This is a genomic window from Rhizobium sp. 0TCS1.26, assembly GCF_050455525.1.
Lineage (GTDB): Bacteria > Pseudomonadota > Alphaproteobacteria > Rhizobiales > Rhizobiaceae > Neorhizobium.
The window spans coordinates 388,401-412,292 of sequence record NZ_JBCIYV010000001.1 but is presented as its reverse complement, the minus strand read 5'-3'; the positions used below and the strand labels follow the sequence as shown (position 1 = coordinate 412,292).

The following is a 23,892-nucleotide window of genomic DNA, read 5'->3' as shown; positions in this document are numbered from 1 at the left end:
GAGCGGGTGACGGTCATGCATGCTGCGCGGCGCAGCTCGAGGTTCATTGATGGCTCCTTCGTTTTCCACCCTTGCCGCCCGGCGTTTCGGTTACGGCCTGCGGCCCGGCGAGACACCGCCGGCCGATGTCGAGAGCCTGATGACGCAGGTGTCGCGCGGCACGGCGGCCAAGCCACGCTTTCCGCGCGAAGGACTGCTCGGCCGCAAGGAAACCATCGGCCGGCTGGTCTCGGTGCGCACCGTCGAGGCGAAGGTGGCCGAGGCGGGACGGCCGAATGCGTCGATGCGCGCCGACACCGAACGCGAGGCCGACCGGCTGTTCTTCCGCGATGCGCTGGGGCGGATCGCCCAGGCGGTCTATTCGGAAAACGGCTTCTACGAGCGGCTGGCGAGCTTCTGGCTCGACCATTTTTCGATCGACGCGGCAAAGACCTACGAGATGCGGATGATCGCGCCGGTCTACGAGGCGGAAGCGATACGCCCGCATCTGGCGGGACCGTTCTCCGACCTGCTGCGCGCTGCGGTGCTGCATCCGGCGATGCTGATTTCCACGGACCAGACGCTGTCGGTCGCGCCGCAATCGCCGGCCGGAGCCGAGGCGGGCGGGGCGTTGAACGACAGGCTGGCGCGGGCGCTGCTGCAGGACTATGCGCTGGGGCCGGACGTGCCGGTGGCGGAGGCCGACATCCAGGCGGCAGCGATGCTGCTGACCGGGGTGACGGTGGACGTGCGCACGCTGACCGTCGGCTACGAGCCGCAGCGTGCCGAGCCCGGTCGGTTGACGCTGCTCGGCCGCACCTATGGCGAGGGCGGGCGCGGCGCCAAGGATCATCTCGACCTGCTGGGCGAGCTGGCGGACCGGCCGGAAACCGCGCAGTTCGTCTGCCGCAGTCTTGTCCGCCACTTCATCGCCGAGGTGCCGCCGCAGGAGGTCGTCGAGGCGATGGTTTCGGCCTGGACCGCCACCGGCGGCAACCTGACAGCCGTCTACCGGGCGATGCTCGACCAGCCGCGGGCCTGGGCGCCGGAGGCGGGCACGGTCATCCAGCCGTTCGATTTCGTCGTCTCAAGCCTGCGGGCGCTGGACGTCAAGGGCGAGACCTTCGAGGCGATGGCCAAGGCTGCCGACGATGCCGCGGCGACCGAGCGCGCCGCCGGCGATGCCAAGGCGCCGGTGCGCTACCGGGCCGAGGTGACGCGGGCGCTGACGGTCGACGGGCTGGAGCGTATGGGCCAGCCGATCTGGGGCGTGTCCCGGCCGCTCGATGCTGCGCCGCCTTCGGCGGCGGCCGGCGCTGCGAATACGAGAGGTGTCGACGCCGGCGGGCCGGCACAGGCCGAAGGTTCCGTGCAGAGCGTCTGGCTGACCAAGCGGCAGCTTGCCGAGCGTATCGCCTGGATCCGGCTTGCGGCGCGGGTGCTGATCGCCGATCCGCATCCGGCAGCCCTGATCGACACGGCGCTTGCCGATGCGGCGCGCGACGAAACCCGGACGGTCGTCCCCCAGGCGCCGACGAAACTCCACGGGCTGACGATGGTGTTTCTGTCGCCCGAGTTCAACAGGAGATGACGGTGGCCAAATCCGACCTCTACGCGCTGTCGCGCCGCGGCTTCCTGGCATCGGCCTTCGGTGCCGCCACCGTGCCGCTTCTCGGGCCTGTCCGCCTGGAGGCGGCGCAGGGCGACAACCGCTTCATCGCCATCTCCCTGCGCGGCGCACTGGACGGGCTCGACCTCGTCCAGCCCTATGGCGATCCGGCGTTTGCCGATCTGCGCCCCGATCTCGCGCTGTCGCCGGACGACCGGCTGATCGATCTCGACGGCTTTTTCGGACTGCACCCGGCCGCCGCGCCGCTGATGCCGCTGTGGCAGGGCGGCGAGCTTGCCTTCGTGCATGCGACCGCCACCCCGTATCGCGGCGGCACCAGTCATTTCGACGGACAGGATGTGCTGGATGCCGGCAGCCTCGACGGCCGGGCGCTGAAGAGCGGCTGGCTGAACCGGTCGCTGTCGCTCATTCCGCGCGCAGGCTCGCGCAAGACGCTCGATATCGGCATGTCGATGGGCAGCCTGCTGAACGGACCGGGCGAGGTCGACCTCTGGTCGCCGGCGATGCCGCTGCCGCTGGCCGAGGACGAGCTGCGCTTCCTGGGGGCGCTCTATGCCTCCGACGAGGGTTTTCGATCGGCGCTGCTGGAGACCGGTGACGCTGGCCCCGCCGGCGGCATCCTCGATCCGGCCGGCCGCCGGGCAGGCCTTGCAGACATCGTGACGCAGATCGGCACCCAGCTGCGCGGCGACTACCGGATCGCCAGCCTCTCGCTGTCCGGCTGGGACACGCATGCCGACCAGGCGACACAGTTCGACACGGCGGCAGGCGACCTGGCGGCGGTGCTGACCGGCCTCAAGCTATCGCTTGGCGACGCCTGGGGATCGACGGTCGTACTCGTGCAGACGGAGTTCGGCCGGACGGTGCGGCAGAACGCCACCCGCGGCACGGACCACGGCACGGCAAGCGTGACGATCATCGCCGGCGGCGGGCTTGCCGGCGGCCGCATGCTCGGCACATGGCCGGGGCTTGGCGCCGGCCAGCTGCTCGACGACCGCGACCTGATGCCGACCACCGACGCGCGCGAGATCGCCGCGGCGATGCTGCACCGGCAGTTCGACATCACCCCGGCGAACCTGTCGGCCAAGGTGTTCCCGGGCCTGTCTTTCGACCAGACCTCGGCGTTCCTGAAAGTCTAGCGGCGCCGGGGCCTCGACGGACCCCTTCGCTCAGATCTCCGGCACCACTGCCGGACGCCCTTCATCGTCGAGCGCCACCATGATGAAGGTGCCCTCGGTGACCTTCTCGCGCCGGCCGATGCGCGACCGGTTCACCCAGGCTTCTACCTGAAGGGTGATCGAGGTGCGGCCGATGCGGGTGATGTCGGTGTGGATGCTGAGCGTATCGCCGATCTTCACCGGCTGCTGGAAGGCCATCTCCTTGACCGCTGCGGTGACCACGCGGGTGCGCGCCCGTTCGCCGGCGCGGATGCCGGCAGCAAGGTCCATCTGCGCCATCACCCAGCCACCGAAGATATCGCCGGCGGGATTGGCGTCGCCGGGCATTGCCAGCGTGCGGAGCGTCAGCTCGCCGTCCGGGCCGGGGTGATCGTTCATCGGTCTCTCCTCGAGCAACATTGTGCACTGCAAACAAATGCGACTGTATTGCCGCAGCGCACGCCGTGCAACCTCCTGGAGCCGTAATAGTGTGTTGCTGCAGGGACTTAAACATCATTTACGAGTTCGAAACAGAACCGGGGTAACTTTACACGCATCTATCTATCGGGGGGTAAAGAGATGAAGAATATCCGGATTTTCACGCGGCTATACATGCTGGTCGGGCTGGCCGTCGTGGTGCTGGCGGTGGCGATGACCGTCAGCCTGATGCAAAGCTTCGATGCGCTGACCAAGGAGCGCAAGTCGGCTCTCGCTGCCATGGACGCCAATGCGCTGGGTATCCTCAAGCTCTACCACGCGCAGGAGCAGGCCGGCACGATGAGCCGCGAGCAGGCGCAGACGGAAGCCAAGCGGACGATCGCGGCGATGCGCTACGACAATGGCAGCGGCTATTTCTGGATCAACGACATGCTGCCGCGGATGATCATGCATCCGATCAAGCCGGAGATGAACGGCAGCGACCTCACCCAGAACAAGGATCCGAACGGCAAATTCCTGTTCGTCGAGTTCGTCAAGACGGTGAAGGCCTCGGGCCAGGGCTTTGTCGATTACGACTGGCCGAAGCCGGGCGCCGAAAAGCCGGTCGGCAAGTATTCGCATGTCGCCGGCTTCGAGCCGTGGGGCTGGATCGTCGGCACCGGCGTCTATGTGGACGACCTGGACGCGCTGTTCTGGATGAAGGCGACGCGCTTTGCGATGATTTCCGGCGCCGGCCTGCTGCTGCTGGCAGGCGCCGCCTACCTGATCGTGCGCAGCGTTACCGGGCCGGTGAACGGCATCCGGCGGGCGCTGGAGCGGATGGCATCGGGCGAGGCAGGCGTCACGGTGGAAGGCGCCCAGTATCGCGACGAGCTGGGGGCGATCGCCAAATCGCTGCTGGTGCTGCGCGACGCGGTCGATGAGCGGTCTGCACTGCAGGCCCGCGAAGCCGAACAGCAGCGCCAGATCGCCAGCGGTCGCGAAGAGGTGGCGCAGCAGATGCAGGCCTCGGCTGCCCGCCACGAGCAGGCGATGGCCGAACTCGGCGGGGCGCTGGAGGCGCTGGCGCAGGGCGACCTTTCGGTGGCGCTCGGCGATCTGGGACAGGACTACGCCAAGGTGCGCAGCGACTTCAACCAGGCCGTCGCATCGCTGCGCGGCACGATCGAGGCGATCGCCGAGACCGGCCATATCGTCCATGACAGCGCCGCCGACATTTCCGGCGCGACCAACAACCTGTCGCGGCGCACCGAACAGCAGGCGGCAGCGCTGGAGGAAGCGGCCGCATCGCTGGCAGAGATCACCCAGACCGTGCGCAGCGCCTCGGAGCGGGCCGCCGAAGCGCGCTCGATGGTCTCCGAGACCAAGGACAGCGCCGACCGCTCCGGCGCGATCGTCCGCAATGCCATCGACGCCATGGGCCGGATCGAGGATTCCTCCAGCCGCATCAGCCAGATCATCGGCGTCATCGACGAGATCGCCTTCCAGACCAACCTTCTGGCGTTGAACGCAGGTGTCGAGGCGGCACGCGCCGGCGAGGCCGGCCGCGGCTTTGCCGTCGTCGCCCAGGAAGTGCGCGAGCTGGCGCAGCGTTCCGCCAATGCCGCCAAGGAGATCAAGACGCTGATCCGCACGTCGGCCGGCGAGGTGGAAGCTGGCGTTTCGCTGGTGCGTACCACCGGCGATGCGCTGGTGGAGATCGCCCATCTGGTGGAGCGGGTGAATGCGCAGGTGGAGAGCATCGCCAATGCCTCGCGCGAGCAGGCGACGGGGCTGCAGGAAATCAACGCCTCGGTCAACGCCATGGACCAGATGACCCAGCAGAACGCCGCGATGGTGGAGGAATCCACCGCCGCCAGCCAGACGCTGGCCGAGCAGAGCCGGCAATTGCAGGGGCTGCTGTCCGGCTTCCGGCTGGAGCCGGGCGAGGGGCGGCAGGTCCGCACGGCGCGCGCCGCCTGACGTTTGTTTGTCGACATGCAAAACAGCACCCGCCGGGAAACCGGCGGGTATTTTCGTGGCCGGTTGATCCTGCGCAAGGCGTGAGCCGCGCATGCCCTGACGATGGCGCTACGGCTGACGGGGGATGAAGCCATGCGGATCGTGATCATCGACGGGCATCCGGATGCGGCCGGCGGACATCTGTGCGGGGCGCTGGCGGATGCCTATGCGCAAGGCGCAGCGGATGCCGGTCATGCGGTGACGCGGCTTTCCCCGGCGATCATGAGGTTCGGCTTCCTGCAGTCGCAGGCAGAGCAGGAGAAAGGCGTACCCGAGGACGACATCCGCGCGGCGCAGGCGGACATCGCGGCATGCGATCACCTCGTGCTGATCTATCCGCTGTGGCTCGGCGGGATGCCGGCGCGCCTGAAGGCCTTCTGGGAGCAGCTGGCGCGGCCGGGCTTCGCCTATGATCCGAGCAAGGGTCCGTTCGGCGGCAAGCTGCTGGAGGGCCGCTCGGCGCGGGTGATCGTGACGATGGGCATGCCGTCCTGGTGGTTCCGGCTCGCCTACCGCTCGGCGAGCCTGACGGCGCTGCGCATCGGGATCCTGCATTTCGTCGGCATCCGGCCGGTGCGGGCGACGCTGATCGGGCAGGTGGCGGCGCCGGACTTCAACGCAAGGCACTGGCTGGAGACGGTACGCCGGCTGGGCAGGGGCGGCCGCTGACCACAGCCGCGGCTGCGGCCGGGCGGGATGCGCCCGACACCGAATGAGCGACACATGACCATGAAATGGCCCCGATTGGGAAAGCCTTCGTTTACCCTGTCCACCTACACTCTGCGGGTGTGCCATTCTTAGCACGCCCAGACGTGAGCAGACTGTATGGCGTATGCTTTTACCTCCCGGCGGGCGCTAGCCTTCCTGATGATCTCGACGATGCTGGTGGGCTGCAGTGCCGACGGCCTGGTGCCGCCGGGATCGATCGACAGCGGCACGCGCGTTTCCTCCATCCAGACCCGCCGACCGGTGGCGGTCTCGCCCGTCGACCAGGGCTATGGCGCCGCCGGCCGGGCACCCGTCCAGGCAGGGCAGTCGCTGGAGCCGCTCGATGCGGCGCCGGGACAGATGCAGCTGATGCCGCCGGCCCAGGCTGCCACGGGCCGCCTGCCGATGATCGACAGCGACGAGGCGATGGCGCCGCCGCCCCGGGTGATGGGCGCCCCGCCGGCAAGCCTCGGCACGCTGACCTACGACAGCAACGGCGTGAACATGGATGCCGAAATGGGGCTCAATGCCGCGACGCCGCCGGCCGGCGCGCCGGTGATCGGGCTGGCGCAGGAGCAGGATGCCGACATTGCCGAAGGCGACACCAGCCAGCCGGTGGTGGACGGCATCGGCACCGACAATCCGGTGCCTGTCGGCCGGCGCGCGAGCGCCCAGCGGATGAGCGCGCCGATGGTCGAGCCGGCAAGCGATCCGTTCGCCGGTGCCAGCTCCGATGCCGATGGCGAGGACCTGGTGGTGGTGCCGCCGAAGCGTTCCGGCCGGGCGGCCCGCAACGATATCGACAGCATGCCGCCGCGCCAGAGCGAGCCGAGGCAAAGCCAGCCGCGGCAATCGGCGCCGCGCTGGGGCGATGCCTCGCCGGTGACGCCGCCCAGCCGCGCGCCGCAGGAAGTGGCGATGCTGATGCCGAACAACCCGACGGCGCCGCAGATGAGCGCCAGGCCGGACCAGCCGATGCCGGCCTCCGAGCTTGCCTGCCGGCGCGAACTGAAGCGGATGGGCGTCGAGTTTGTCGACAAGCCGCGGATCTCCGACGGCGGCAGCTGCGGCATCGACTATCCGGTGTCGCTGTCGGGGCTTTCGGGCAGCATCGACGTCAAGCCGGCGGTCGTGCTCAACTGCCAGACGACGCTCGCCTTCGCCAAATGGGTGAAGAACGAGCTCGCGCCTTCGGCGCGGCTGCGCTACCTCACCGGTATCGGCACGATCCAGCCGATGGGCGGCTATTCCTGCCGGCGGATGAACAACAGCCGCCAGCGCTACAATCCGATGTCGGAACACGCGCGCGGCAATGCCATCGACATCGGCAAGTTCGTGCTGAAGAACGGACACGCCATCGACGTGCGCAAGAAGGGTTTCTTCTCGTTCCGCGAGGGTGGCCTGCTGAAGGCGGTGCGCTCCGACAGCTGCAAGTATTTCAACACGGTGCTGGGGCCGGGCAGCAACAAGGAACACTGGAACCATTTCCACTTCGACCTGCGCAGCCGGGCCTCCGGCAACCGCTATTGCAGCTGACCCGCTGATGACCTGACGGCGGCCTGGCCTCCATCGCCTCGCCGGCATGAGGCCGCGCCTTCAACCTCGTTTTCCCGGAGATCCTCATGACCGAGATGCTCACCATCGGCGTGCTGTTCGGCGGCCAGTCGGCCGAGCACGACGTTTCGCTGATGTCGGCCGCCAACGTGATGAAGGCGATGGACCGCAGCCGCTACCGGGTGGTGCCGATCGGCATCGCACGCGACGGGATCTGGCGGCTGCAGGAAGATGCAGCAGCCGGTGCGGGCGGGCTCGACGCTGAGAGCGGCCGCGGCGTGGCGCTGGTGCCCGGCGGACGCGGCCGGCTGGTGGCAACGGATGGCGCGGCGGGCGGCGAGCTGCCGGTGCTCGACGTGCTGTTTCCGGTGCTGCACGGGCGGTTCGGCGAGGACGGCACGGTGCAGGGCTATGCGGAGATGGCGGGCCTTGCCTATGCCGGCTGCGGTATTCTCGGGTCGGCTGCGGCGATGGACAAGGATATCGCCAAGCGGCTGCTGCGCGAGGCGGGTGTGCCGGTGGCGGCGGCCGTCTGCCTGACCGATGCCAGTGAGATGGATGCGGAAAACCTGGCGGAGAGGTTCGGCTATCCGTTCTTCGTCAAGCCGGCACGGCAGGGATCGTCGTTCGGCGTGTCACGCGTCGATGGCGCGCAGGCGGTCGGCCCGGCGCTCGAAAAGGCCTTCGAATTTGGCGACAAGGTGCTGGTCGAGGCGTTCCTGTCCGGCCGGGAGATCGAGTGCGCGGTGCTCGAACAGCCCGACGGGCGGCTGATCATCTCGCCGCCGGGCGAGATCGTCACTGCCGCAAAGCACGACTTCTACAATTACGAAGCCAAGTATTTCGACCCGGAGGGGGCGGCGATCGTCATCCCGGCGGTGGTGACGGACGGCGTGGTGGAGCAGGCGCAGGCGCTGGCCGCAAAAGCCTTCCGGGCGCTCGGCTGCGACGGCATCGCGCGGGTCGACTTCTTCCTGCTCGACGACGGGCAGCTGCTGGTCAACGAGGTCAACACGATGCCCGGCTGCACCGACCGCTCGATGTATCCGCTGGCGCTTGCCGAATGCGGCGTGAGCTATGCCGGCTGGATCGATGTGGCGATCGAATTTGCGCTGAAGCGTCGCCGGTAAAGGCAGGCGAGATAACGAGAGGGGATGTTGGGAGGGCGGGCGCATCAGCGTACCCTCGAAATCTGGCGGGCGTGCCTATATAAGGCGCAGCATCCTGCCAATCCTCCTGGCCTTTCCGAGATCCCATGTCCCCCATCGTATCGATCCAAAACCTGACGAAAACCTATGCCAACGGGTTCCAGGCGCTGAAAGGCGTCGATCTCGACATCCGCGCCGGCGAAATCCTGGCGCTGCTGGGGCCGAACGGCGCCGGCAAGACGACGCTGATCTCGATCGTCTGCGGGCTCGCCATGCCGTCGTCCGGGACGGTGCTGGTCGGCGGCCACGACGTCGTCAAGGAATTCCGCAAGACGCGCAAGCTGATCGGGCTGGTGCCGCAGGAGCTGACGACGGACCAGTTCGAGACGGTGTGGAACACGGTGTCGTTCTCGCGCGGCCTGCACGGCGAAAAGGCCAACAAGCCGCTGATCGAGCAGATCCTCAAGGACCTGTCGCTGTGGGAAAAGCGCGACAACAAGCTGCGCGAGCTGTCCGGCGGCATGAAGCGCCGCGTGCTGATCGCCAAGGCGCTGGCCCACGAGCCGCGCATCCTGTTCCTCGACGAGCCGACCGCCGGCGTCGATGTGGAACTGCGGCGCGGCATGTGGGCGGCGATCGACCGGCTGCGCGAGACCGGCGTCACCGTCATCCTCACCACCCATTACATCGAGGAGGCCGAGGAGATGGCCGACCGCATCGGCGTCATCCGAGACGGCGAACTGCTGCTCGTCGAGGAGAAGAAGGCGCTGATGCACAAGCTCGGCCGCAAGCAGCTGTGCCTGGAACTGAAGGAGCCGGTGGCCGCGCTTCCGCAGGATCTGGAAGGGCTGAACGTGACGCTGTCGGAGGATGGCCGCGAACTCGTCCACGAGTATGGCAATGGTGCGGGCGAGGGGCAGATCGGCCAGGTGCTGGCCGCAGTCGAGCGCGCCGGCCTGTCGATCAAGGACGTCGCGACACGGCAGAGTTCGCTTGAAGATATCTTTGTCTCGCTGGTGGAGGCACGCGCATGAACATCGAGGCAATCAAGTCGATCTACATGTTCGAGATGGCCCGCATGCGGCGCACGCTGCTGCAGAGCGTCATCTCGCCGGTCATCACCACCTCGCTCTACTTCATCGTCTTCGGCACGGCGATCGGTTCGCGCATCCAGGAGGTGAACGGGGTTTCCTACGGAGCCTTCATCACGCCGGGGCTGATCATGCTGACGCTGCTGTCGCAGTGCATCGGCAACAGCTCGATCGGCATCTATTTCCCGAAATTCACCGGCACCATCTACGAGCTGCTGTCAGCACCGGTGTCGATGGCGGAGATCGTCATCGGCTATGTGGGTGCTGCCGCCACCAAGGGGATGATCGTCGGCCTGATCATCCTTGCCACCGCCTCTTTCTTCGTCGACCTGTCGATCGCCCATCCGGTGATGATGGTGCTGTTCATGGTGCTGACGGCGGTGACGTTTTCGATGTTCGGCTTCATCATCGGCATCTGGGCGGACAATTTCGAGCAGTTGAACCTGGTGCCGATGCTGGTCGTGCCGCCGCTGACGTTTCTGGGCGGCAGCTTCTATTCGATCGACATGCTGCCGCCGTTCTGGGCCGCCGTCAGCCACCTCAACCCGGTGCTGTATCTCGTCTCCGGCTTCCGCTGGAGCTTCTACGAGATCTCCGACGTCAACCCGGTGATCAGCCTGGTGATGATCGGGCTGTTCCTGACCGTCTGCCTGTCGGTGCTGTTCTGGATCTTCAAGACCGGCTACCGGCTGCGCAAGTAAGAGGGGCGCAGCCGGAAGCCGAGAGCGGCGATCAGCCCTGGCTGAGCTGCATCTGGCGGCCGCCGCGGGCGACCATGACCGATGCGCCGAGAGCGGTTGCCACCGCGAGGAACGAGATCACGCCCATCGGTCCCTGCAGGTCGATCAGCAGGCCGCCGAGCACGGCGCCGCTGGAGATGGCGATCTGGAAGGTGGTGAGCAGCAGGGCGCCCGCACTTTCGGCTTCATCCTGGGCAGCCCGGGTGATGTAGCTCTGGATGCTGACCGGGAAGGCGCCGAAGGCGAAGCCCCACAGCGTGACGGCCATGGCCGAGGCGAGACCCGACTGGCCGAAAACTGCCAGCAGCACGGCGGAGACGGCGATCAGACCGGAGGCGAAGACGGTGCCGAGCGTGGCGCTGCGGCTGGTGATCATGCCGCCGATGATGTTGCCGAAGAAGCCGCCAACGCCATAGGCAAGCAGAACCAGCGAGATCATGTCGACATCCAGACGCGGAATGCCTTCGAGGTAAGGACGGATGTAGGTGAAGCCGGCAAAGTGCCCGGAGACCACCAGCAGCGTTGCGACAAAGCCGATGCGGATCTTTGGCCGGCGCAGGACGGCGGCCATGGTGCCGAGGCCGGCATGGCCGGCGGGCGGCAGCGAGGGAATGGTGATCGCCTGCGCAAGGAGCGCGACGATGCCGACGGCGGCCGACAGCACGAAGGCGGCGCGCCAGCCGAGCGTTGCGCCGATATAGGCGCCGAGCGGTGCGGCGGTGACGGTAGCGACCGACACGCCGGTAAAGATCATCGCCATGGCGCGCGGCAGGTGTTCGATCGGCACGAGACGCAGCGCCATGGCGCCGGCCATCGCCCAGAAGCCGCCAAGCCCGATGCCGAGGAGGACGCGCGACACGAGCAGCAGCGTCAGGCCGTTGGCGAGTGCGGCGAGCACGCTGGCGACGATCAGCAATGCGGTCAGGCCGTAGAGCGTCCAGCGGCGGTTGAGGCTGCGGGTGCCGATGACGATCGCCGGGCCGGCGATGGCGGCGACCACCGCGGTGACGGTGACCGTCTGTCCGGCGATGCCGGAGCTGATGCCGAGATCGGCGGAAATCGGCGTCAGGAGGCTGGCGGGCAGGAACTCGGCCGTCACCAGACCGAAGACGCCGAGCGTCAGCGAGACAATGGCATCCCAGCGCGCCTTGCCGGAGAAGGCGGGCGCCGCTGCGCCTCTGCCCTGCTCGTCGTCTTCGAGGAAGCTGTCACTCATGATGGTCTCCTATGGGAGGTTATGCATGTCCGGTAGCGGACGGTGGCGACAGATCTAAGGGTGACGGGCTGTATCTTCCATGCTAATAAATCCGATATGCTTGATCATTCGTCCAAACTTTCATCCGACATCATCGGCGACCCGCTGACCGAAATGCTGCGTGGGCTGCGCCTGGACGGCGTCGACTACGGCCGCTGCCGATTGGCCGAACCCTGGGCCACCGAGTTTCCCGCACAGGAATCGGCACGTTTCCATTTCATCTCATCCGGCTCGGCGATGCTGAAGACGCCGTCGGGCGCGTGGCTGCCGCTGCGCCCCGGGGACGCGGCGCTTCTGCCGCGCGGCGACGCCCACCGGATTGCCAGCGATGCGGCTGCCGATGCCGTTCCGTTCAGCCAGTACGACCGCCGTCAGGTGTGCGACGGGATCTACGACCTGCAATGCGCCGACGCCTGTGGCGGGACGCTCGCCTTCACCGCCTCGATGCGCTTCAACATCGACAAGCTGCATCCGCTTCTGCAGCTGATGCCCGACACCATGCTGACCAGCGACCTTGCCAAGAACGAGCCGGCCATCCCGCATCTGCTGGAGGCGATGGCACGTGAAGTGGACATGGACCGGGTCGGGGCGGGCGGCATTCTGGCGCGGCTCGCCGACGTGCTGATGGCAACGATGATCCGCGCCTGGGTGGAACATGGATGCGGCGAGACGGCCGGCTGGATCGCCGCCGTGCGCAGCCCCGATGTCGGGCGCGTGCTGTCCGCCATCCACCTTGAGCCGGAACGCGACTGGACGGTCGGCGAACTGGCGCGGCTGATGGGGACGTCGCGATCCGGCTTTGCCGAGCGGTTCGCGCGCGTGGTCGGCGAGACGCCGGCCCGCTACGTTGCCAAGGTGCGGATGCATCAGGCGCGCCTGTGGCTGAAGGACGGCATGCGGGTGGCATCCGTCGCCGAGCGGCTGGGCTACGATGCCGAAGCCTCGTTCAGCCGTGCCTTCAAGCGCATCATCGGGTCGCCGCCCAGCGCCTTTCGTCCAAAGGGCAACAATGCCGCCGTGCTGCGGGCGGTCGCGGCACCACTGGAGATCGCTCCGGCGGCGTGACGGGAACTGCAGGGTACGCAGGGTGCCGCGAAACGCCGGTGAACGGTCGTTCATCGTCTCGCCCCAATCGCACGCAAGTCTGAGGCCCCGCGCTCTCGATGACCGCGCCTGCGCATCTCAAGGATGGGTGAGGCGAGCGGAGCTGCCGGCACCGGATGGAGGATCGCATGACGGCGAGAGGAATGTGGTGGCTGTTGGCTTCGGCAATGATCTGCGCCGGCCATCCGGCGGCGGCGGTCGATGGACTGTCGCTCGATTACCGGGACGTGAAGTTCCGGATGGCGACACCCGGCATCAATGCGGCCGATACGAAAAAGATCGGGGCGGCGCTGGCGGGCGTATCTTCCACCGCGGTGCGGGCGCTCGGCAGCGAGCCCGTGGTGCTGGGCGAAGCGCGCGGCACGATGGGAAAAACCGGGCCTGCCGATTTCTACCTTCTGTCGGGCAAGCCGCCGGTTGCCATCGAGCCGTTTCCCGACGCACCGGCGCAGGTGATCCTCGCCATCCGCGAGGGGCAGTCGATCAAGACCTATGTTCTGCCGAAAGAGGTCCAGTACAGCCGGATCGTCGGTGCGGTGGACATGGACGAGGATGGCCTCAGCGAGGTCCTGCTGGAGGCCAGCGCGATGAACACGGGCGAGATCCATACCTCTGTCTCGGCGATACGGCTGGAGGCGCGCAATACCGCGCGGCCGGTGCAGACGCTTGCCGACGTCTACCTCGATACCTGCGAGGCGCCGCATGGCGAAAAGGCTCGCAGCGCCAAGATGGTGCGGCTGCAGGGCGCCGAACTGACGGGTGAGGCGACGGCCGAACGCTGCAGCTGAACGGATTTTCGCGGTGGCCCGCCCAATCAGTCGCGCAGCCGCAACTCGTCCGTCTGGATCTGCAGCGAGCCGAGCGTCGACAGGAAGCTCATGCCGAGCAGGCTTTCCGACAGGCGGCCGTCTTCGGTGACCAGGGCGCGGATGTTGGAGCGCGTGATCGGCCCGACGGCAATGCTGTCGAGGCGCACCGGCGCCGCGCGCGCCTCGCCATTGGCGGTCGAGACGCGCACCGTGAAATTCAGCGTCGCCGGATCGAGCCCCAGGCGATCGGCATCCTCGAAGGACAGAACGACGGCGCTGGCACCGGTATCGATGAGCATCGGCAGGGTCTTTCCGTCGATCACCGCCTGGGCCTGGAAATGGCCGTTGCGGCCGCGGTGGATGACGACTTCCTGCGAGCCCTCGCTGGTGGTCATCACCAGCGGACTGCCGGGGACCAGACCGGCGGTGACGCGGGCCGCCACCTGCTGCAGGTCGTGGCGGTAGACATAGCCGGCAACCAGCACCAGGCCGATCAGCAGCCAGACGGCGATGTTGCGCAGCACTTCGCCGGCGCGCCCGCGGCGGCCCGCCAGAAAGCCGGCGGACAGCAGGACCACAAGCGCCGACAGCTGCACCAAGCGGCCGAAATCATCGTTCTGCAGCCCGAAGGTCTGGCCACTGTCGTTGTTGATGATCAACAGCGCCAGGCCGAAGCCGAGAACGGCAAGCAGCACCGTCAGCATGTTCATGGCTGACGCCTCCGGCGGGCGGAGCGGCGGATTTCATGCTGCGACTTGGGCTCGATGCCCTGCATGCGGGCGGGAAGCGCTGCCATGACGGCTGCGCGTTCCCCGTCGGTGTAGAGCGTCCAGGCGCCGATCTCGCCGCCCGTGCGGCCGCAGCCGACGCAGAGGCCGGTGGCGTCGTCGATGGCGCAGACAAGGATGCAGGGGCTAATCATGATGACCGTATATCATGGCTTCAAAGCAGGACCGCAAGGGCACAAAGAAGTGTGGTCTCGGTGATCTGCTGGGTGGCGCCGATGGTATCGCCGGTATGGCCGCCGATGCTGCGCGAGACGAAACGGGTGAAGAGCAGCGCGGCAAGGCCAGCCGCCAGCAGCGCCAGGACGACAGGCACCAGCGGCGCCCCTGCCGGCAGCAGCACCAGCGACAGGGCAGCACCAAGGCCGAGCGCGATGCGCATCGCGGCAGCCAGCGGGCGACCGGCACCGGCCGCCGTGCCGTCGGTCCGCGCGGGCGGAAGATCGGCCCAGTGCCAGACCATGAGGGCGCGGGAAAAGGCCGCCGCGGCAAGCAAGGCCGCCGCTGCAAGACCGGCGCCGGCGGTGGCGGCGATCGCCATCAGTGCCGAGGCGCGCAGGCCGAAGGCCAGGACCAGCGCCACGACGCCGTAACTGCCGACGCGGCTGTCCTTCATGATCGACAGGGCATGCGCGCGGTCGCGGCCGCCGAACAGGCCGTCGGCGCAATCGGCAAGCCCGTCTTCGTGAAGGGCGCCGGTGACGAGCGTCAGGGCGGCAAGCGAGAGGAAGGCGGCGAGCAGGCCGGTTGCCGGACCGGATGCCGCGTAGAGGAGGACGGCGGGGCCGAGTGCCGCGACGAAGCCGGCGAGCGGAAAGGCGCGGCAGCTACGCGCCATCGACCCGTCATGGCCGACAAAGGCACGCGACGGCATCGGCAGGCGCGACAGGAACGCCAGCGAACGGGCGAGGTCTTTGCAAAATTCCGTGGCGTTTGGCAGTTGTTCCTCCGTGCATGCCTGATAAACAGGGCCACCAAATCAGATTCCGCCGTCGTCACATAGGGCGGCGTTGAAAAGACCCTGAGGAAAGAGTGATCCGATGAGCATGAGCGGCCTGCCTTTCGACGATTTCCGCGTGCTGCTGCGCGATCTGCCCGGCCCCGACACGCGGGCGCTGGTGGCGGCGCGCGAGCGCGACAGCCAGCTGACCAAGCCGCCGGGGGCGCTGGGGCGGATGGAGGAGATCGCCTTCTGGCTGGCGGCCTGGTCGGGTCGGGCGCCGGCCGTCAACCGGCCGATGGTGGCGATCTTTGCCGGCAATCACGGCGTCACACGCCACGGCATCACGCCGTTTCCGCCGAGCGTCACGCAGCAGATGGTCGAGAACTTTGCCGCCGGCGGGGCGGCGATCAACCAGATCTGCGCCGCCTATGATCTCGGCCTGAAGATCTTTGACCTGGCGCTCGATTACCCGACCGGCGACATCACCGTCGAGCCGGCGCTGTCGGAGCGCGACTGCGCGGCGACCATGGCGTTCGGCATGGAGGCGATCGCCGGCGGCACCGACCTGTTGTGCATCGGCGAGATGGGCATCGGCAATACGACGATCGCAGCCGCCATCAACCTTGCGCTCTATGGCGGCGAGGCGGAAGACTGGGTGGGGCCGGGCACCGGCTCGCATGGTGCAGTGCTGGAGCGCAAGATCGCCGCGGTGAAGGCAGCCGTCGCCTTCCACAAGGACCACCTGTCGGACCCGCTGGAAGTGCTGCGGCGCCTCGGCGGCCGCGAAGTGGCGGCGATGGCCGGCGCCATCCTCGCCTGCCGGGTGGAAAAGATCCCGGTGCTGATCGACGGCTATGTGGCGACAGCCGCGGCGGCAATCCTCAAGGCCGCCAATCCGGCAGCCCTCGACCATTGCCTGATCGGCCACGTATCGGGCGAGCCCGGCCATCTGCAGGCGATCGAAAAGCTCGGCAAGACGCCGCTCCTGGCGCTTGGCATGCGGCTCGGCGAGGGCACCGGCGCGGCACTTGCCGCCGGCATCGTCAAGGCGGCGGCGGCCTGCCATTCGGGCATGGCGACGTTCGAACAGGCCGGCGTCAGCACCGCAGGCCAGCCGGTCCCGCATACGCACTGAGGCGAGTGGGCGGGCGAGGGACGGCGGGGTCGGTCAGCTGGCGGCAGATCGGCGACTGGCATGGAGGAAGCGGAGCACGATGATCTCGTCTTGCCCGACCCGGTAGAAGAGAATGTAAGGGTAAGGCAGCAGCACCACCCTTCGGACTCCGGCGCGGTTTGTCCGGCGGCCGATCTGAGGCTGCTGCTTGAGAACCTCGATGATCTCGTCCAGCCGCGCCGCGACACTCGCCGCGCCTGTGGGTGATATACTGCGGATGAATTCGAGCGCGTGCTCGATCTGGCGCAGGGCTCGCCGGGTGATCCGCAGCTTCAACGGGAGAACTTCGAGAGTACCTGTCGGAGCGCACCCTCACCCAGGAGGTCGTCCCGATCAACCTCGGCAAGTGCCTGCAGGATCTCGGAGTCTTCCTCCGGGCTCAGTGGATAGACGGGCTCGTCTTCCTGGGCGAGCATCAGCACCAGCCGGGCGATCTCGTCCTGACGTTCCGGCGACAGCGTGCGTGCCGTCTCGACGGCCTGTTCAAAAAGCTTGGTCATGGCGGCAGTATGCGCCGGTTCTGCCGGTGACGGAAGCGGCAAGATCCAGGCAAAGCTTCTGACAGGTGCCGGCGTCCATGTGTCGGAGGTGACGTGGCGACTGGCGGGCAGCAGGCCGCGACCTGCACGGCAGCATCCATTCGAAAAAATACTGCAGAGATACATCCTATCGCAGGAGCTTGCTTCAGAATACTAAGTCTGTACAGTATATTCAGCTTGAAAATGCCGTCTGACTGTGGGGAAGACCATGCGGAGCATGAACGGGTCGCGGCCAGCAGCCAAATCATCGGGTGAAGCTCCCAGGCTGTTGATCGGACCCGTCATCCTCATCGTCGAACTGGTCGCCGCGCTCAGCCTGTGGGCCGCGCAGGTCCGTGGCATCCCCGGCGCCATCGGGATCGGCATTCTGATCACGATCGCGGGCGCCTCCATCGGATGTCTGGTCGGCTTCCTGTTCTCGCTCCCCCGCGTGCTGACCGTCGACGCCGGCCCTGCGGTGGTGCGGCTGGAGGCAGGCGCTGCCAAAGGCGTTGCGGACGGGGGTGCGGGCAAGCCGAAACCGAGGCTGCTCGCCTCCAACACCAACCTCGAGCGGATTTCCGAATGGCTGACGACGATGCTCGTCGGTGTCGGGCTCACGCAGGTCTCGTCGCTGTTCGACTACACCCGGCGTTTCTCGAATTTCATCGGCACGCATGCGGCGATCTTCACCGGGATCGACGGCAAGCCGACCGCCGGTGTGCTGCCGATCGTGGCGCCCATCCTGCTGGTGTTCGGGCTGGTGGTCGGTTTCCTCTCGCTCTACCTCTATACGCGGCTGGCATTGTCACCGCTGTTCCTGATGGTCGAGGACACGTTGACGCGCGATCCCGGCAAGGAAGTCATACAGGGTGCCGACCACAGCATCCGCGAGGAGGCTGCCACCATAGCCGATGCGACGCAGGATCCCGTCATGCGGCAGGTGGCCGATGGACGCGCCATCTCCGTCGAGGAGAGCCTCTATGTCATCCAGAACCTGCTCTACGAAGATGACGCTTTCGACCGGGCGATCCAGCTCGGCAATCAGCTGGCCGGAACGTCGGCTCCGCAGATCGCCCACTACTGGCTGCTGATGGCGGCAGCCTTCGGCCAGCGCCATCACTTTCTGCTGCAGTCGTCGGGGCCTGCCGCCAAGGACACGCTTGCGGCACGTCGATCGGCTCTGGATTCCGTGAAGGAGGCGGTGAAGCGGGATCCGCGGCTGAAGGCGCAACTGCGGGCGATGATGAACGCCGATGCGGTGGACAACGACCTGCAGGACTTCAAGGATGATCCCGAGTTCCTTGCGGTTCTCTGAGCTTCACACGTGCAGCCTCAGGCAAAGCTCCGGCGGCGTGGTTGGACGGCCGGGATGTCGGCGACGGCGGGCAGTGACTGGAGGACGCGGGTGGCCGGCAGGATGGCGATGACCTCGGTGCCTTCGCGCAGCTTCGACTTGAGGATGAACTGGCCGTCATGCTTTGCGAGGATCGCCTGGACGATCGGCAGTCCGAGGCCGGTGCCCTGTTCGGCGCTCTTGATGGCGATCGAGCCCTGGCCGAAGGCCGACAGCACGACCGGGATCTCCTCCTCGGCGATGCCAGGTCCGTTGTCGCGGATCGCCACATACTGGCCGCCGCCGGCCGTCCAGCCGACCTTGACCACCACCTCGTCGCCCTGTCCGGCGAATTTGACCGCATTCGACAGGAGGTTGAGGATCACCTGGCGCATCGACTTCTCGTCGGCCCAGACCTGCGGCAGGTCGGGCTCGAACTGCTGGCGGATGGTGATGTTCTTGGCGCGCGCCCGCAGCTGCACCATGCCAATGCAATCCTCGGCAACCTCGAGCAGCGACAGCGCATCTTCCGACAGCTCGTAGCGGCCGGCCTCGATGCGCGACAGGTCGAGGATCTCGTTGATGAGGTTGAGGAGATGCTGGCCGGAGCGGTGGATATCGCCGGCATATTCGCGGTAGGTGGGGTTGGCGAGCGGCCCGAGCACCTCGGTGTTCATCACTTCTGAAAAGCCGAGAATGGCGTTGAGCGGCGTGCGCAGTTCGTGCGACATCGAGGCCAGGAACCGCGATTTGGCAAGGTTTGCCTCTTCGGCTCGGCGGCGCGCCTCGTCGGAGACGGATTTCGCCACTTCCAGCTCGGCGATCAGGTCGTCCTTTTCCGACTGATAGGCCATCAGGCTGAGGTTGGAGCGGTAGAGCCGGTCGGCAATGTAGTGGAACAGCAGCAGGGCCGTGGCGCATAGGGCGGTCAGGCCGATGTCGAGCATTTGGTGCGACAGCATCGCCCGGAACGCCAGGACGGCGATGGGCAGGGCAAACGAGACGAGCACCGCCTGGCGCAGCAGGACATTGCCCATGGCCGAGATGGCAATCGCCACCAGGAGGACGACGCCCTTGAAGAAATAGAAGCTGTCGCCGCCGCAGGCCGCGCAGGAGGTGGCGGAAAACGCCGCCCAGCTGCAGCCCATGAGGATCTGGCCGCCGAGGAAGAGCCGCCGCCAGACCGGCGTGCCGGCATTGGTGAGGGTGCTGCGCGAGGCCTTTTTCGCCAGCAGCAGGTTCACCGAATGGATGGCGAGCGTCACCAGGCCCCAGCTGAAGAACGAGGCATCGCCGTTGATGTAGAGGCCGATGACGGTGACCATGACGACGAAGACCGGGATGATCAGCGCGCTGTGCAGCATGGTCTGGACGTGCAGGGAGAGCAGGTCGCGATCGAAGGCGTGGGTGCCGTTGGCGCTCGACTGCAGGCGCTCGCGGGTAGCGCGCACGGCTTTCGACACCGCCTTGTTGCGGTGCTGCCGGGATCGGTCGACAATGGTCTTGTCGGGGATCCTGTCGGGATTGGTACTGACGCCGCTACTCATGGCCATGGTCGCTCATCCGGAAGATCGCCAGACTATGAGGGAAACCTTAAGAAGATCCTGCCAGGCAAGGTTTTGTTTGCCATCTTCGACAAGCTTCCGTTCGGGATTGGGGCCGAACCATGACGAGACCGTATCGCCGCCGCCCGACCATCAGCCGCCCGCGTGACCTGCTTCTGACGGCCGGCTTCCTGTTCCTGCTGATCCTCGTGGCTGCGCGCCTCGATCCGTCCGGCGAGGATGCCTCATTCTCCGGGCCGTTGCGCGTCATCGATGGCGATACGCTGGCGCTCGGATCCGAGCGGCTGCGGCTGTCGGGCATCGACGCGCCGGAGATCATGCAGACCTGTCGGCGGACCGACGGCAGCGAGTGGCCGTGCGGGCGGGCTGCAAAGGACAGTCTGGGCGCGCTGATGCGCGACGGACAGGCGAGGGGTGCGGCGCCGGAGTGTCATGGTGCGGCAATGGACCAATACCGGCGGCGGCTGGTAACCTGTACTATCAACGGCGATAATCTGAACGGCCGGATGGTGCGCGACGGCTATGCGATCGGTACCGGCCTCCTCACCTTCCGGCGGGAGCAATCGCTGGCCGAGGCCGAGCGCGTCGGGATCTGGAGCGGCACGTTCGAGACGCCGCGTGCCTACCGAAAGCGGATGGACGCGGCAGCCGAGAACAAGGATATGCGAGACATTTGGCTGAAGTTGAAGGAAATGCTGGCACTGCACTGGCTCTAGAAGAAGGGTTGGAGGGTGCGCGTATCGGGGTGCTGCGCACGGCGATCGCCGGCTGCCGCATCTGTCGCGACGCGCCTTCCCGCGGTGTCGACCGGCGCCTGCCGCACGAGCCGCGGCCGGTGGTGGTGATGTCGGACAAGGCGCGCGTGCTGATCGCCGGCCAGGCGCCCGGGCTTCGCGTGCACCAGAGCGGGCTGCCATTCGACGATGCGTCCGGCGACCGGCTGCGCGACTGGCTGGGGGTGACGCGCGACCAGTTCTACGATCCCGACCGTTTTGCCATCGTGCCGATGGGGTTCTGCTTTCCCGGCTACGATGCCAAGGGCAGCGACCTGCCACCGCGGGCGGAATGCGCGCCGGCCTGGCGGGCCGAGGTGATTGCCGCCATGCCGCAGGTGGAGCTGGTGCTGGCAGTCGGCGGCTATGCGCATGCCTGGCACATGGGACGGCTGGCGGCGCCGACGATGACCGACACGGTGCGACACTGGCGCGCGGCACTGATGGTCAACGAGAGGCCGCGTGTGCTGCCGCTGCCGCATCCGAGCTGGCGCAACAGCGGGTGGCTGAAGCGGAACCCGTGGTTTGCGGAGGAACTGCTGCCGGTCCTGCGCCAGCATGTGGAAAGCCTCTGCGGGTGAAAGGAATTTCGGTTACAGGCGAAGCTTTTGGCGCTAAGAAGAAAATTAATCCCAGAGGAGCCCTGATGGACCGTCTCGACCGCAAAATCCTGCGCATTCTGCAGGAAGATTCGACGCTTGCCGTGGCCGATCTCGCCAAGAAGGTCGGGCTTTCCACGACGCCCTGCTGGCGCCGCATCCAGAAGATGGAAGAGGACGGCGTGATCCGTCGCCGGGTGGCGCTGCTCGATCCGGTCAAGGTCAATACCAAGGTCACCGTGTTCGTCTCGATCCGCACCGCCAGCCACTCGATCGAGTGGCTGAAGCGGTTCTCCGAAGTGGTCTCGGAATTCCCCGAAGTGGTCGAATTCTACCGGATGAGCGGTGACGTCGATTACCTGCTGCGCGTCGTCGTGCCGGATATCGCCGCCTATGACGCCTTCTACAAGAAGATGATCGCCCGCATCGAGATCCGCGACGTGTCCTCGGCATTCGCCATGGAGCAGATCAAGTACACGACCGAGCTGCCGCTCGACTACATGATGATCGACAACCAGAAGTCCGGCGAGGACTGAGGGCTGCTGGCTAGTTTCGCCGGTTTGATGTATGATTGCCGCAACGGAGGGTTGTTCCATGTCGTTGCTGGATGAATTGAAGCGCAAGGCAGACGTGATCGCACGATCCGGCTCCGCCATTCGCGACGAGGCACGGGCGGCGGGCACCACTTTTTCCTACGTGGATCCGGCTAATCCCGATGTGATCATCGTCGAGCAGGGAGACGGGGAGACACAAAGGGTTCTGCCCGCGGTGCCGAGAAGCGCAAAGGGGTGAGCGCGGTCGCCGATCGCCCCGTTTGCAGCCTCCTGACCGGACCGAACGGCGCCGGCAAGTCGACGCTGTATTCGTTGATCGATCTTCCCGGTGCCTTCATCAACGCAGACGAGATCGCCGCGCGCATCTCACCGGCGAACCCGGAGCTCGCAGCAGTTCAAGCAGGGCGCGAAGTTCTGGGAATGATCGACGAGATGTTCGCGCATAGGCGCAGTTTCGTCTATGAGACGACCCTCAGCAGTCACCAGTCCATCAAAGTGATCGGTCGTGCCCGGCAATCCGGCTACAAGACGCAGATGGTCTTCATTGCGCTCCAAAGTGCAGAGCTGCATATCCAGCGTGTGCGCGACAGGGTGGCGAAGGGCGGGCATCATATTCCCGACGAGACGATCCGGCGTCGGTTCGAGGTGTCGCTGGAGAAGCTGCCGCTGGCCGTTCCGTACTGTGACGAGCTGGCCATCTTCAACAACAGCTTCCAGAGCGGACCGTCGTTGCGGCTGACAGTCAGGGACGGGCAGGGTGGAATCGAACGCCCTGTCGCGGGCCTCTGGCTTCGACCGGAGGATTGCCGCGGTGCTGGCTCCGGCACTGTCACTGGACGCAGAGGCCCTGTTTATCGATTGACGCTGTCGCGCCGTGCCGACGCGCGTTTTTCGGCCGGCGATAACGACGGTTCACGGGACCGTCATCTCCGATTGCCGACAAAACCGGCGCTCCTAACTGAACAGCAGACCCGGCGCCGCGTTGCGTCGGGTACTAATCAGAAGGAGATTTTTCTTGCGCTCACCCTCCCTGCTTTCGCTGGCGCTTCTTGCCGCATCGACCATGCCGGGCATGTCCGCTGCCCAGGACCGGCCGACCTACGGGCCGCAGCTCGAGGGTTTCCAATACCCGTTCACGACGGAGCGGTTCAGTTTCTCCAGCCAGGGGCAGACCCTCGACATGGCGTTCATGGACATCGCCGCGGAGAACCCCAACGGCCGGACCGTGGTGCTGCTGCATGGCAAGAACTTTTGCGGCGCGACCTGGGAGGGAACGGTCGCGCGCCTGACTTCTGCCGGCTACCGGGTCATCGTGCCCGACCAGGTGGGGTTCTGCATGTCGAGCAAGCCGGCCGCCTATCAGTTCAGCTTCCATCAGCTGGCGGAAAACACCAAGGCGTTGCTCGAGCAGCGCGGCATCGAACGGGCGACGATCCTCGGCCATTCGATGGGCGGCATGCTGGCGACGCGGTTCGCGCTGATGTATCCGGAGCGCACCGAGCAGCTGGTGCTGGTCAATCCCATCGGGCTGGAAGACTGGAAGGCGAAGGGCGTGCCCTACCAGAGCATCGACGCGGCCTACGAGACCGAGAAGAAGACCTCGTTCGACAGCATCAAGCAGTACCAGCAGACATTCTATTATTCCGGCCAGTGGAAGCCCGATTACGACAGGTGGGTGGAGATGAGCGCCGGCATGTATCGCGGCGAGGGCGGCGAGCGGGTCGCCTGGAGCCAGGCGCTGACCTCCGACATGCTGTTCACGCAGCCGGTGGTGCACGAGTTTGGTTCGCTGAAGGTGCCGACGCTGCTGATGATCGGGCTGACCGACAAGACGGCGCCCGGCGGCAATCGCGCGCCGAAGGAGATTGCCGCAACGCTTGGCGACTATACGCAGCTCGGCAAGCAGGCGGCGCAGGCCATTCCCGGTGCGGCGCTCGTCGAGTTCGAGGATCTGGGACATGCGCCGCAGATCCAGGATCCGGACCGGTTCCACGCGGCACTGCTCGACGGGCTGAAGAGGCTCTGAGCCGC

General features: G+C 66.7%; 25 protein-coding genes and 1 pseudogene. 18 read left to right on the top strand and 8 right to left on the bottom strand.

Translation table 11 applies throughout. The features are described from left to right. The first annotated feature begins 49 nt into the window (after positions 1-49). Both AAIH46_RS02030 and AAIH46_RS02025 read left to right on the top strand, forming a co-directional pair. Complete coding sequence (locus AAIH46_RS02030) at positions 50-1,570, top strand: DUF1800 family protein (RefSeq protein ID WP_430303853.1); 1,521 nt, start codon at positions 50-52, stop codon at positions 1,568-1,570. Continuing rightward, positions 1,567-2,748, top strand: a complete 1,182-nt coding sequence (locus AAIH46_RS02025) for a DUF1501 domain-containing protein (RefSeq protein WP_430303852.1) — start codon at positions 1,567-1,569, stop codon at positions 2,746-2,748. Before AAIH46_RS02030 ends, AAIH46_RS02025 begins: the two co-directional genes overlap by 4 nt. A gap of 30 nt (positions 2,749-2,778) precedes the next feature. Here AAIH46_RS02025 and AAIH46_RS02020 read toward each other — a convergent pair whose 3' ends face one another. Beyond that, the gene (locus AAIH46_RS02020) at positions 2,779-3,165 is read right to left on the bottom strand and encodes an acyl-CoA thioesterase (protein WP_430303851.1); all 387 of its coding nucleotides are present in this window, start codon (positions 3,163-3,165) and stop codon (positions 2,779-2,781) included. Positions 3,166-3,345: 180 nt separating this feature from the next. Here AAIH46_RS02020 and AAIH46_RS02015 point away from each other — a divergent pair, with 180 nt between their 5' ends. The 6 genes from AAIH46_RS02015 (at position 3,346) to AAIH46_RS01990 (ending at position 10,407) form a co-directional block, all read left to right on the top strand. Next, entirely contained in the window at positions 3,346-5,166 is a 1,821-nt protein-coding gene (locus AAIH46_RS02015) for a methyl-accepting chemotaxis protein (protein ID WP_430303849.1), read from the top strand. Positions 5,167-5,298: 132 nt separating this feature from the next. Beyond that, positions 5,299-5,874, top strand: coding sequence for an NAD(P)H-dependent oxidoreductase (locus AAIH46_RS02010; RefSeq protein ID WP_430303848.1), 576 nt, complete (start codon positions 5,299-5,301; stop codon positions 5,872-5,874). Positions 5,875-6,030: 156 nt separating this feature from the next. Then, positions 6,031-7,449, top strand: a complete 1,419-nt coding sequence (locus AAIH46_RS02005; RefSeq protein WP_430303847.1) for an extensin family protein — start codon at positions 6,031-6,033, stop codon at positions 7,447-7,449. Between the two features lie 86 nt (positions 7,450-7,535). Further along, positions 7,536-8,597 (top strand): D-alanine--D-alanine ligase family protein, encoded by a 1,062-nt coding sequence (locus tag AAIH46_RS02000; RefSeq protein ID WP_430303846.1) that lies wholly within the window; start codon positions 7,536-7,538, stop codon positions 8,595-8,597. Positions 8,598-8,722: 125 nt separating this feature from the next. After that, positions 8,723-9,649 (top strand): ABC transporter ATP-binding protein, encoded by a 927-nt coding sequence (locus tag AAIH46_RS01995; protein ID WP_430303845.1) that lies wholly within the window; start codon positions 8,723-8,725, stop codon positions 9,647-9,649. After that, positions 9,646-10,407: an ABC transporter permease gene (locus tag AAIH46_RS01990; protein WP_430303843.1), complete on the top strand. Its 762-nt coding sequence runs from the start codon at positions 9,646-9,648 to the stop codon at positions 10,405-10,407. Before AAIH46_RS01995 ends, AAIH46_RS01990 begins: the two co-directional genes overlap by 4 nt. A 31-nt stretch (positions 10,408-10,438) precedes the next feature. Here AAIH46_RS01990 and AAIH46_RS01985 read toward each other — a convergent pair whose 3' ends face one another. Then, on the bottom strand, positions 10,439-11,662 hold the full coding sequence (locus AAIH46_RS01985; RefSeq protein WP_430303842.1) for an MFS transporter: 1,224 nt from the start codon (positions 11,660-11,662) through the stop codon (positions 10,439-10,441). Between the two features lie 132 nt (positions 11,663-11,794). On the opposite strand from AAIH46_RS01985, the gene AAIH46_RS01980 reads away from it, so the two are divergent. Further along, positions 11,795-12,766, top strand: coding sequence for an AraC family transcriptional regulator (locus AAIH46_RS01980; RefSeq protein ID WP_430304969.1), 972 nt, complete (start codon positions 11,795-11,797; stop codon positions 12,764-12,766). A 167-nt stretch (positions 12,767-12,933) separates the two neighbouring features. Beyond that, the gene (locus AAIH46_RS01975) at positions 12,934-13,593 is read left to right on the top strand and encodes a hypothetical protein (protein WP_430303840.1); all 660 of its coding nucleotides are present in this window, start codon (positions 12,934-12,936) and stop codon (positions 13,591-13,593) included. Between the two features lie 26 nt (positions 13,594-13,619). Here AAIH46_RS01975 and AAIH46_RS01970 read toward each other — a convergent pair whose 3' ends face one another. Genes AAIH46_RS01970 through cobS form a run of 3 tightly spaced genes read right to left on the bottom strand, consistent with a single transcriptional unit; the run spans position 13,620 to position 15,339 of the window. After that, entirely contained in the window at positions 13,620-14,324 is a 705-nt protein-coding gene (locus tag AAIH46_RS01970; protein ID WP_430303838.1) for a TIGR02281 family clan AA aspartic protease, read from the bottom strand. Next, entirely contained in the window at positions 14,321-14,536 is a 216-nt protein-coding gene (locus AAIH46_RS01965; protein ID WP_430303837.1) for a DUF1289 domain-containing protein, read from the bottom strand. Before AAIH46_RS01965 ends, AAIH46_RS01970 begins: the two co-directional genes overlap by 4 nt. A gap of 20 nt (positions 14,537-14,556) precedes the next feature. Beyond that, positions 14,557-15,339 (bottom strand): adenosylcobinamide-GDP ribazoletransferase, encoded by a 783-nt coding sequence (gene cobS, locus AAIH46_RS01960; RefSeq protein ID WP_430304968.1) that lies wholly within the window; start codon positions 15,337-15,339, stop codon positions 14,557-14,559. A 100-nt stretch (positions 15,340-15,439) separates the two neighbouring features. Between cobS and cobT the strand changes: the two genes are divergently transcribed. Continuing rightward, entirely contained in the window at positions 15,440-16,477 is a 1,038-nt protein-coding gene (gene cobT / locus AAIH46_RS01955; protein WP_430303836.1) for a nicotinate-nucleotide--dimethylbenzimidazole phosphoribosyltransferase, read from the top strand. 33 nt (positions 16,478-16,510) lie between these two features. Here cobT and AAIH46_RS01950 read toward each other — a convergent pair whose 3' ends face one another. Then, a complete protein-coding gene (locus tag AAIH46_RS01950) occupies positions 16,511-16,792 on the bottom strand; it encodes a type II toxin-antitoxin system RelE/ParE family toxin (RefSeq protein ID WP_430303835.1) in 282 nt (93 codons plus the stop codon). Beyond that, entirely contained in the window at positions 16,789-17,016 is a 228-nt protein-coding gene (locus AAIH46_RS01945; protein WP_430303834.1) for a hypothetical protein, read from the bottom strand. The genes AAIH46_RS01950 and AAIH46_RS01945 overlap by 4 nt, the downstream gene beginning before the upstream one ends. A 307-nt stretch (positions 17,017-17,323) precedes the next feature. On the opposite strand from AAIH46_RS01945, the gene AAIH46_RS01940 reads away from it, so the two are divergent. Further along, positions 17,324-18,352 carry a hypothetical protein gene (locus AAIH46_RS01940; RefSeq protein ID WP_430303833.1) on the top strand — a complete coding sequence of 343 codons (1,029 nt, stop codon included), beginning with the start codon at positions 17,324-17,326 and terminating at the stop codon, positions 18,350-18,352. Positions 18,353-18,369: 17 nt separating this feature from the next. Here the strand turns inward: AAIH46_RS01940 and AAIH46_RS01935 are convergent, their stop codons facing one another. Continuing rightward, on the bottom strand, positions 18,370-19,917 hold the full coding sequence (locus tag AAIH46_RS01935) for a sensor histidine kinase (protein WP_430304967.1): 1,548 nt from the start codon (positions 19,915-19,917) through the stop codon (positions 18,370-18,372). Between the two features lie 119 nt (positions 19,918-20,036). Here AAIH46_RS01935 and AAIH46_RS01930 point away from each other — a divergent pair, with 119 nt between their 5' ends. The 6 genes and pseudogenes from AAIH46_RS01930 to AAIH46_RS01905 all read left to right on the top strand — a co-directional run bounded on the left by AAIH46_RS01930 (position 20,037) and on the right by AAIH46_RS01905 (position 23,887). After that, on the top strand, positions 20,037-20,651 hold the full coding sequence (locus AAIH46_RS01930; RefSeq protein WP_430303832.1) for a thermonuclease family protein: 615 nt from the start codon (positions 20,037-20,039) through the stop codon (positions 20,649-20,651). Positions 20,652-20,659: 8 nt separating this feature from the next. Then, complete coding sequence (locus AAIH46_RS01925) at positions 20,660-21,289, top strand: uracil-DNA glycosylase family protein (protein WP_430303831.1); 630 nt, start codon at positions 20,660-20,662, stop codon at positions 21,287-21,289. A gap of 65 nt (positions 21,290-21,354) precedes the next feature. Beyond that, positions 21,355-21,843 carry an Lrp/AsnC family transcriptional regulator gene (locus AAIH46_RS01920; RefSeq protein WP_430303829.1) on the top strand — a complete coding sequence of 163 codons (489 nt, stop codon included), beginning with the start codon at positions 21,355-21,357 and terminating at the stop codon, positions 21,841-21,843. Between the two features lie 58 nt (positions 21,844-21,901). After that, positions 21,902-22,099 (top strand): hypothetical protein, encoded by a 198-nt coding sequence (locus AAIH46_RS01915; RefSeq protein WP_430303828.1) that lies wholly within the window; start codon positions 21,902-21,904, stop codon positions 22,097-22,099. After that, positions 22,096-22,497: pseudogene (locus AAIH46_RS01910) on the top strand (zeta toxin family protein); the annotation flags it as partial. The gene AAIH46_RS01915 and the pseudogene AAIH46_RS01910, both read left to right, overlap by 4 nt. 427 nt (positions 22,498-22,924) lie before the next feature. Next, positions 22,925-23,887 carry an alpha/beta fold hydrolase gene (locus AAIH46_RS01905; RefSeq protein WP_430304966.1) on the top strand — a complete coding sequence of 321 codons (963 nt, stop codon included), beginning with the start codon at positions 22,925-22,927 and terminating at the stop codon, positions 23,885-23,887. Positions 23,888-23,892: the final 5 nt, after the last annotated feature.

Bases quoted from the DNA above. Each gene is read 5' to 3' on its own strand.
- AAIH46_RS02030 (WP_430303853.1), top strand. From the start codon at position 50: ATGGCTCCTTCGTTTTCCACCCTTGCCGCCCGGCGTTTCGGTTACGGC.
- AAIH46_RS02025 (WP_430303852.1), top strand. From the start codon at position 1,567: ATGACGGTGGCCAAATCCGACCTCTACGCGCTGTCGCGCCGCGGCTTC.
- AAIH46_RS02020 (WP_430303851.1), bottom strand. From the start codon at position 3,165: ATGAACGATCACCCCGGCCCGGACGGCGAGCTGACGCTCCGCACGCTG.
- AAIH46_RS02015 (WP_430303849.1), top strand. From the start codon at position 3,346: ATGAAGAATATCCGGATTTTCACGCGGCTATACATGCTGGTCGGGCTG.
- AAIH46_RS02010 (WP_430303848.1), top strand. From the start codon at position 5,299: ATGCGGATCGTGATCATCGACGGGCATCCGGATGCGGCCGGCGGACAT.
- AAIH46_RS02005 (WP_430303847.1), top strand. From the start codon at position 6,031: ATGGCGTATGCTTTTACCTCCCGGCGGGCGCTAGCCTTCCTGATGATC.
- AAIH46_RS02000 (WP_430303846.1), top strand. From the start codon at position 7,536: ATGACCGAGATGCTCACCATCGGCGTGCTGTTCGGCGGCCAGTCGGCC.
- AAIH46_RS01995 (WP_430303845.1), top strand. From the start codon at position 8,723: ATGTCCCCCATCGTATCGATCCAAAACCTGACGAAAACCTATGCCAAC.
- AAIH46_RS01990 (WP_430303843.1), top strand. From the start codon at position 9,646: ATGAACATCGAGGCAATCAAGTCGATCTACATGTTCGAGATGGCCCGC.
- AAIH46_RS01985 (WP_430303842.1), bottom strand. From the start codon at position 11,662: ATGAGTGACAGCTTCCTCGAAGACGACGAGCAGGGCAGAGGCGCAGCG.
- AAIH46_RS01975 (WP_430303840.1), top strand. From the start codon at position 12,934: ATGACGGCGAGAGGAATGTGGTGGCTGTTGGCTTCGGCAATGATCTGC.
- AAIH46_RS01970 (WP_430303838.1), bottom strand. From the start codon at position 14,324: ATGAACATGCTGACGGTGCTGCTTGCCGTTCTCGGCTTCGGCCTGGCG.
- AAIH46_RS01965 (WP_430303837.1), bottom strand. From the start codon at position 14,536: ATGATTAGCCCCTGCATCCTTGTCTGCGCCATCGACGACGCCACCGGC.
- cobT (WP_430303836.1), top strand. From the start codon at position 15,440: ATGAGCATGAGCGGCCTGCCTTTCGACGATTTCCGCGTGCTGCTGCGC.
- AAIH46_RS01945 (WP_430303834.1), bottom strand. From the start codon at position 17,016: ATGACCAAGCTTTTTGAACAGGCCGTCGAGACGGCACGCACGCTGTCG.
- AAIH46_RS01935 (WP_430304967.1), bottom strand. From the start codon at position 19,917: ATGAGTAGCGGCGTCAGTACCAATCCCGACAGGATCCCCGACAAGACC.
- AAIH46_RS01930 (WP_430303832.1), top strand. From the start codon at position 20,037: ATGACGAGACCGTATCGCCGCCGCCCGACCATCAGCCGCCCGCGTGAC.
- AAIH46_RS01920 (WP_430303829.1), top strand. From the start codon at position 21,355: ATGGACCGTCTCGACCGCAAAATCCTGCGCATTCTGCAGGAAGATTCG.
- AAIH46_RS01915 (WP_430303828.1), top strand. From the start codon at position 21,902: ATGTCGTTGCTGGATGAATTGAAGCGCAAGGCAGACGTGATCGCACGA.
- AAIH46_RS01905 (WP_430304966.1), top strand. From the start codon at position 22,925: ATGCCGGGCATGTCCGCTGCCCAGGACCGGCCGACCTACGGGCCGCAG.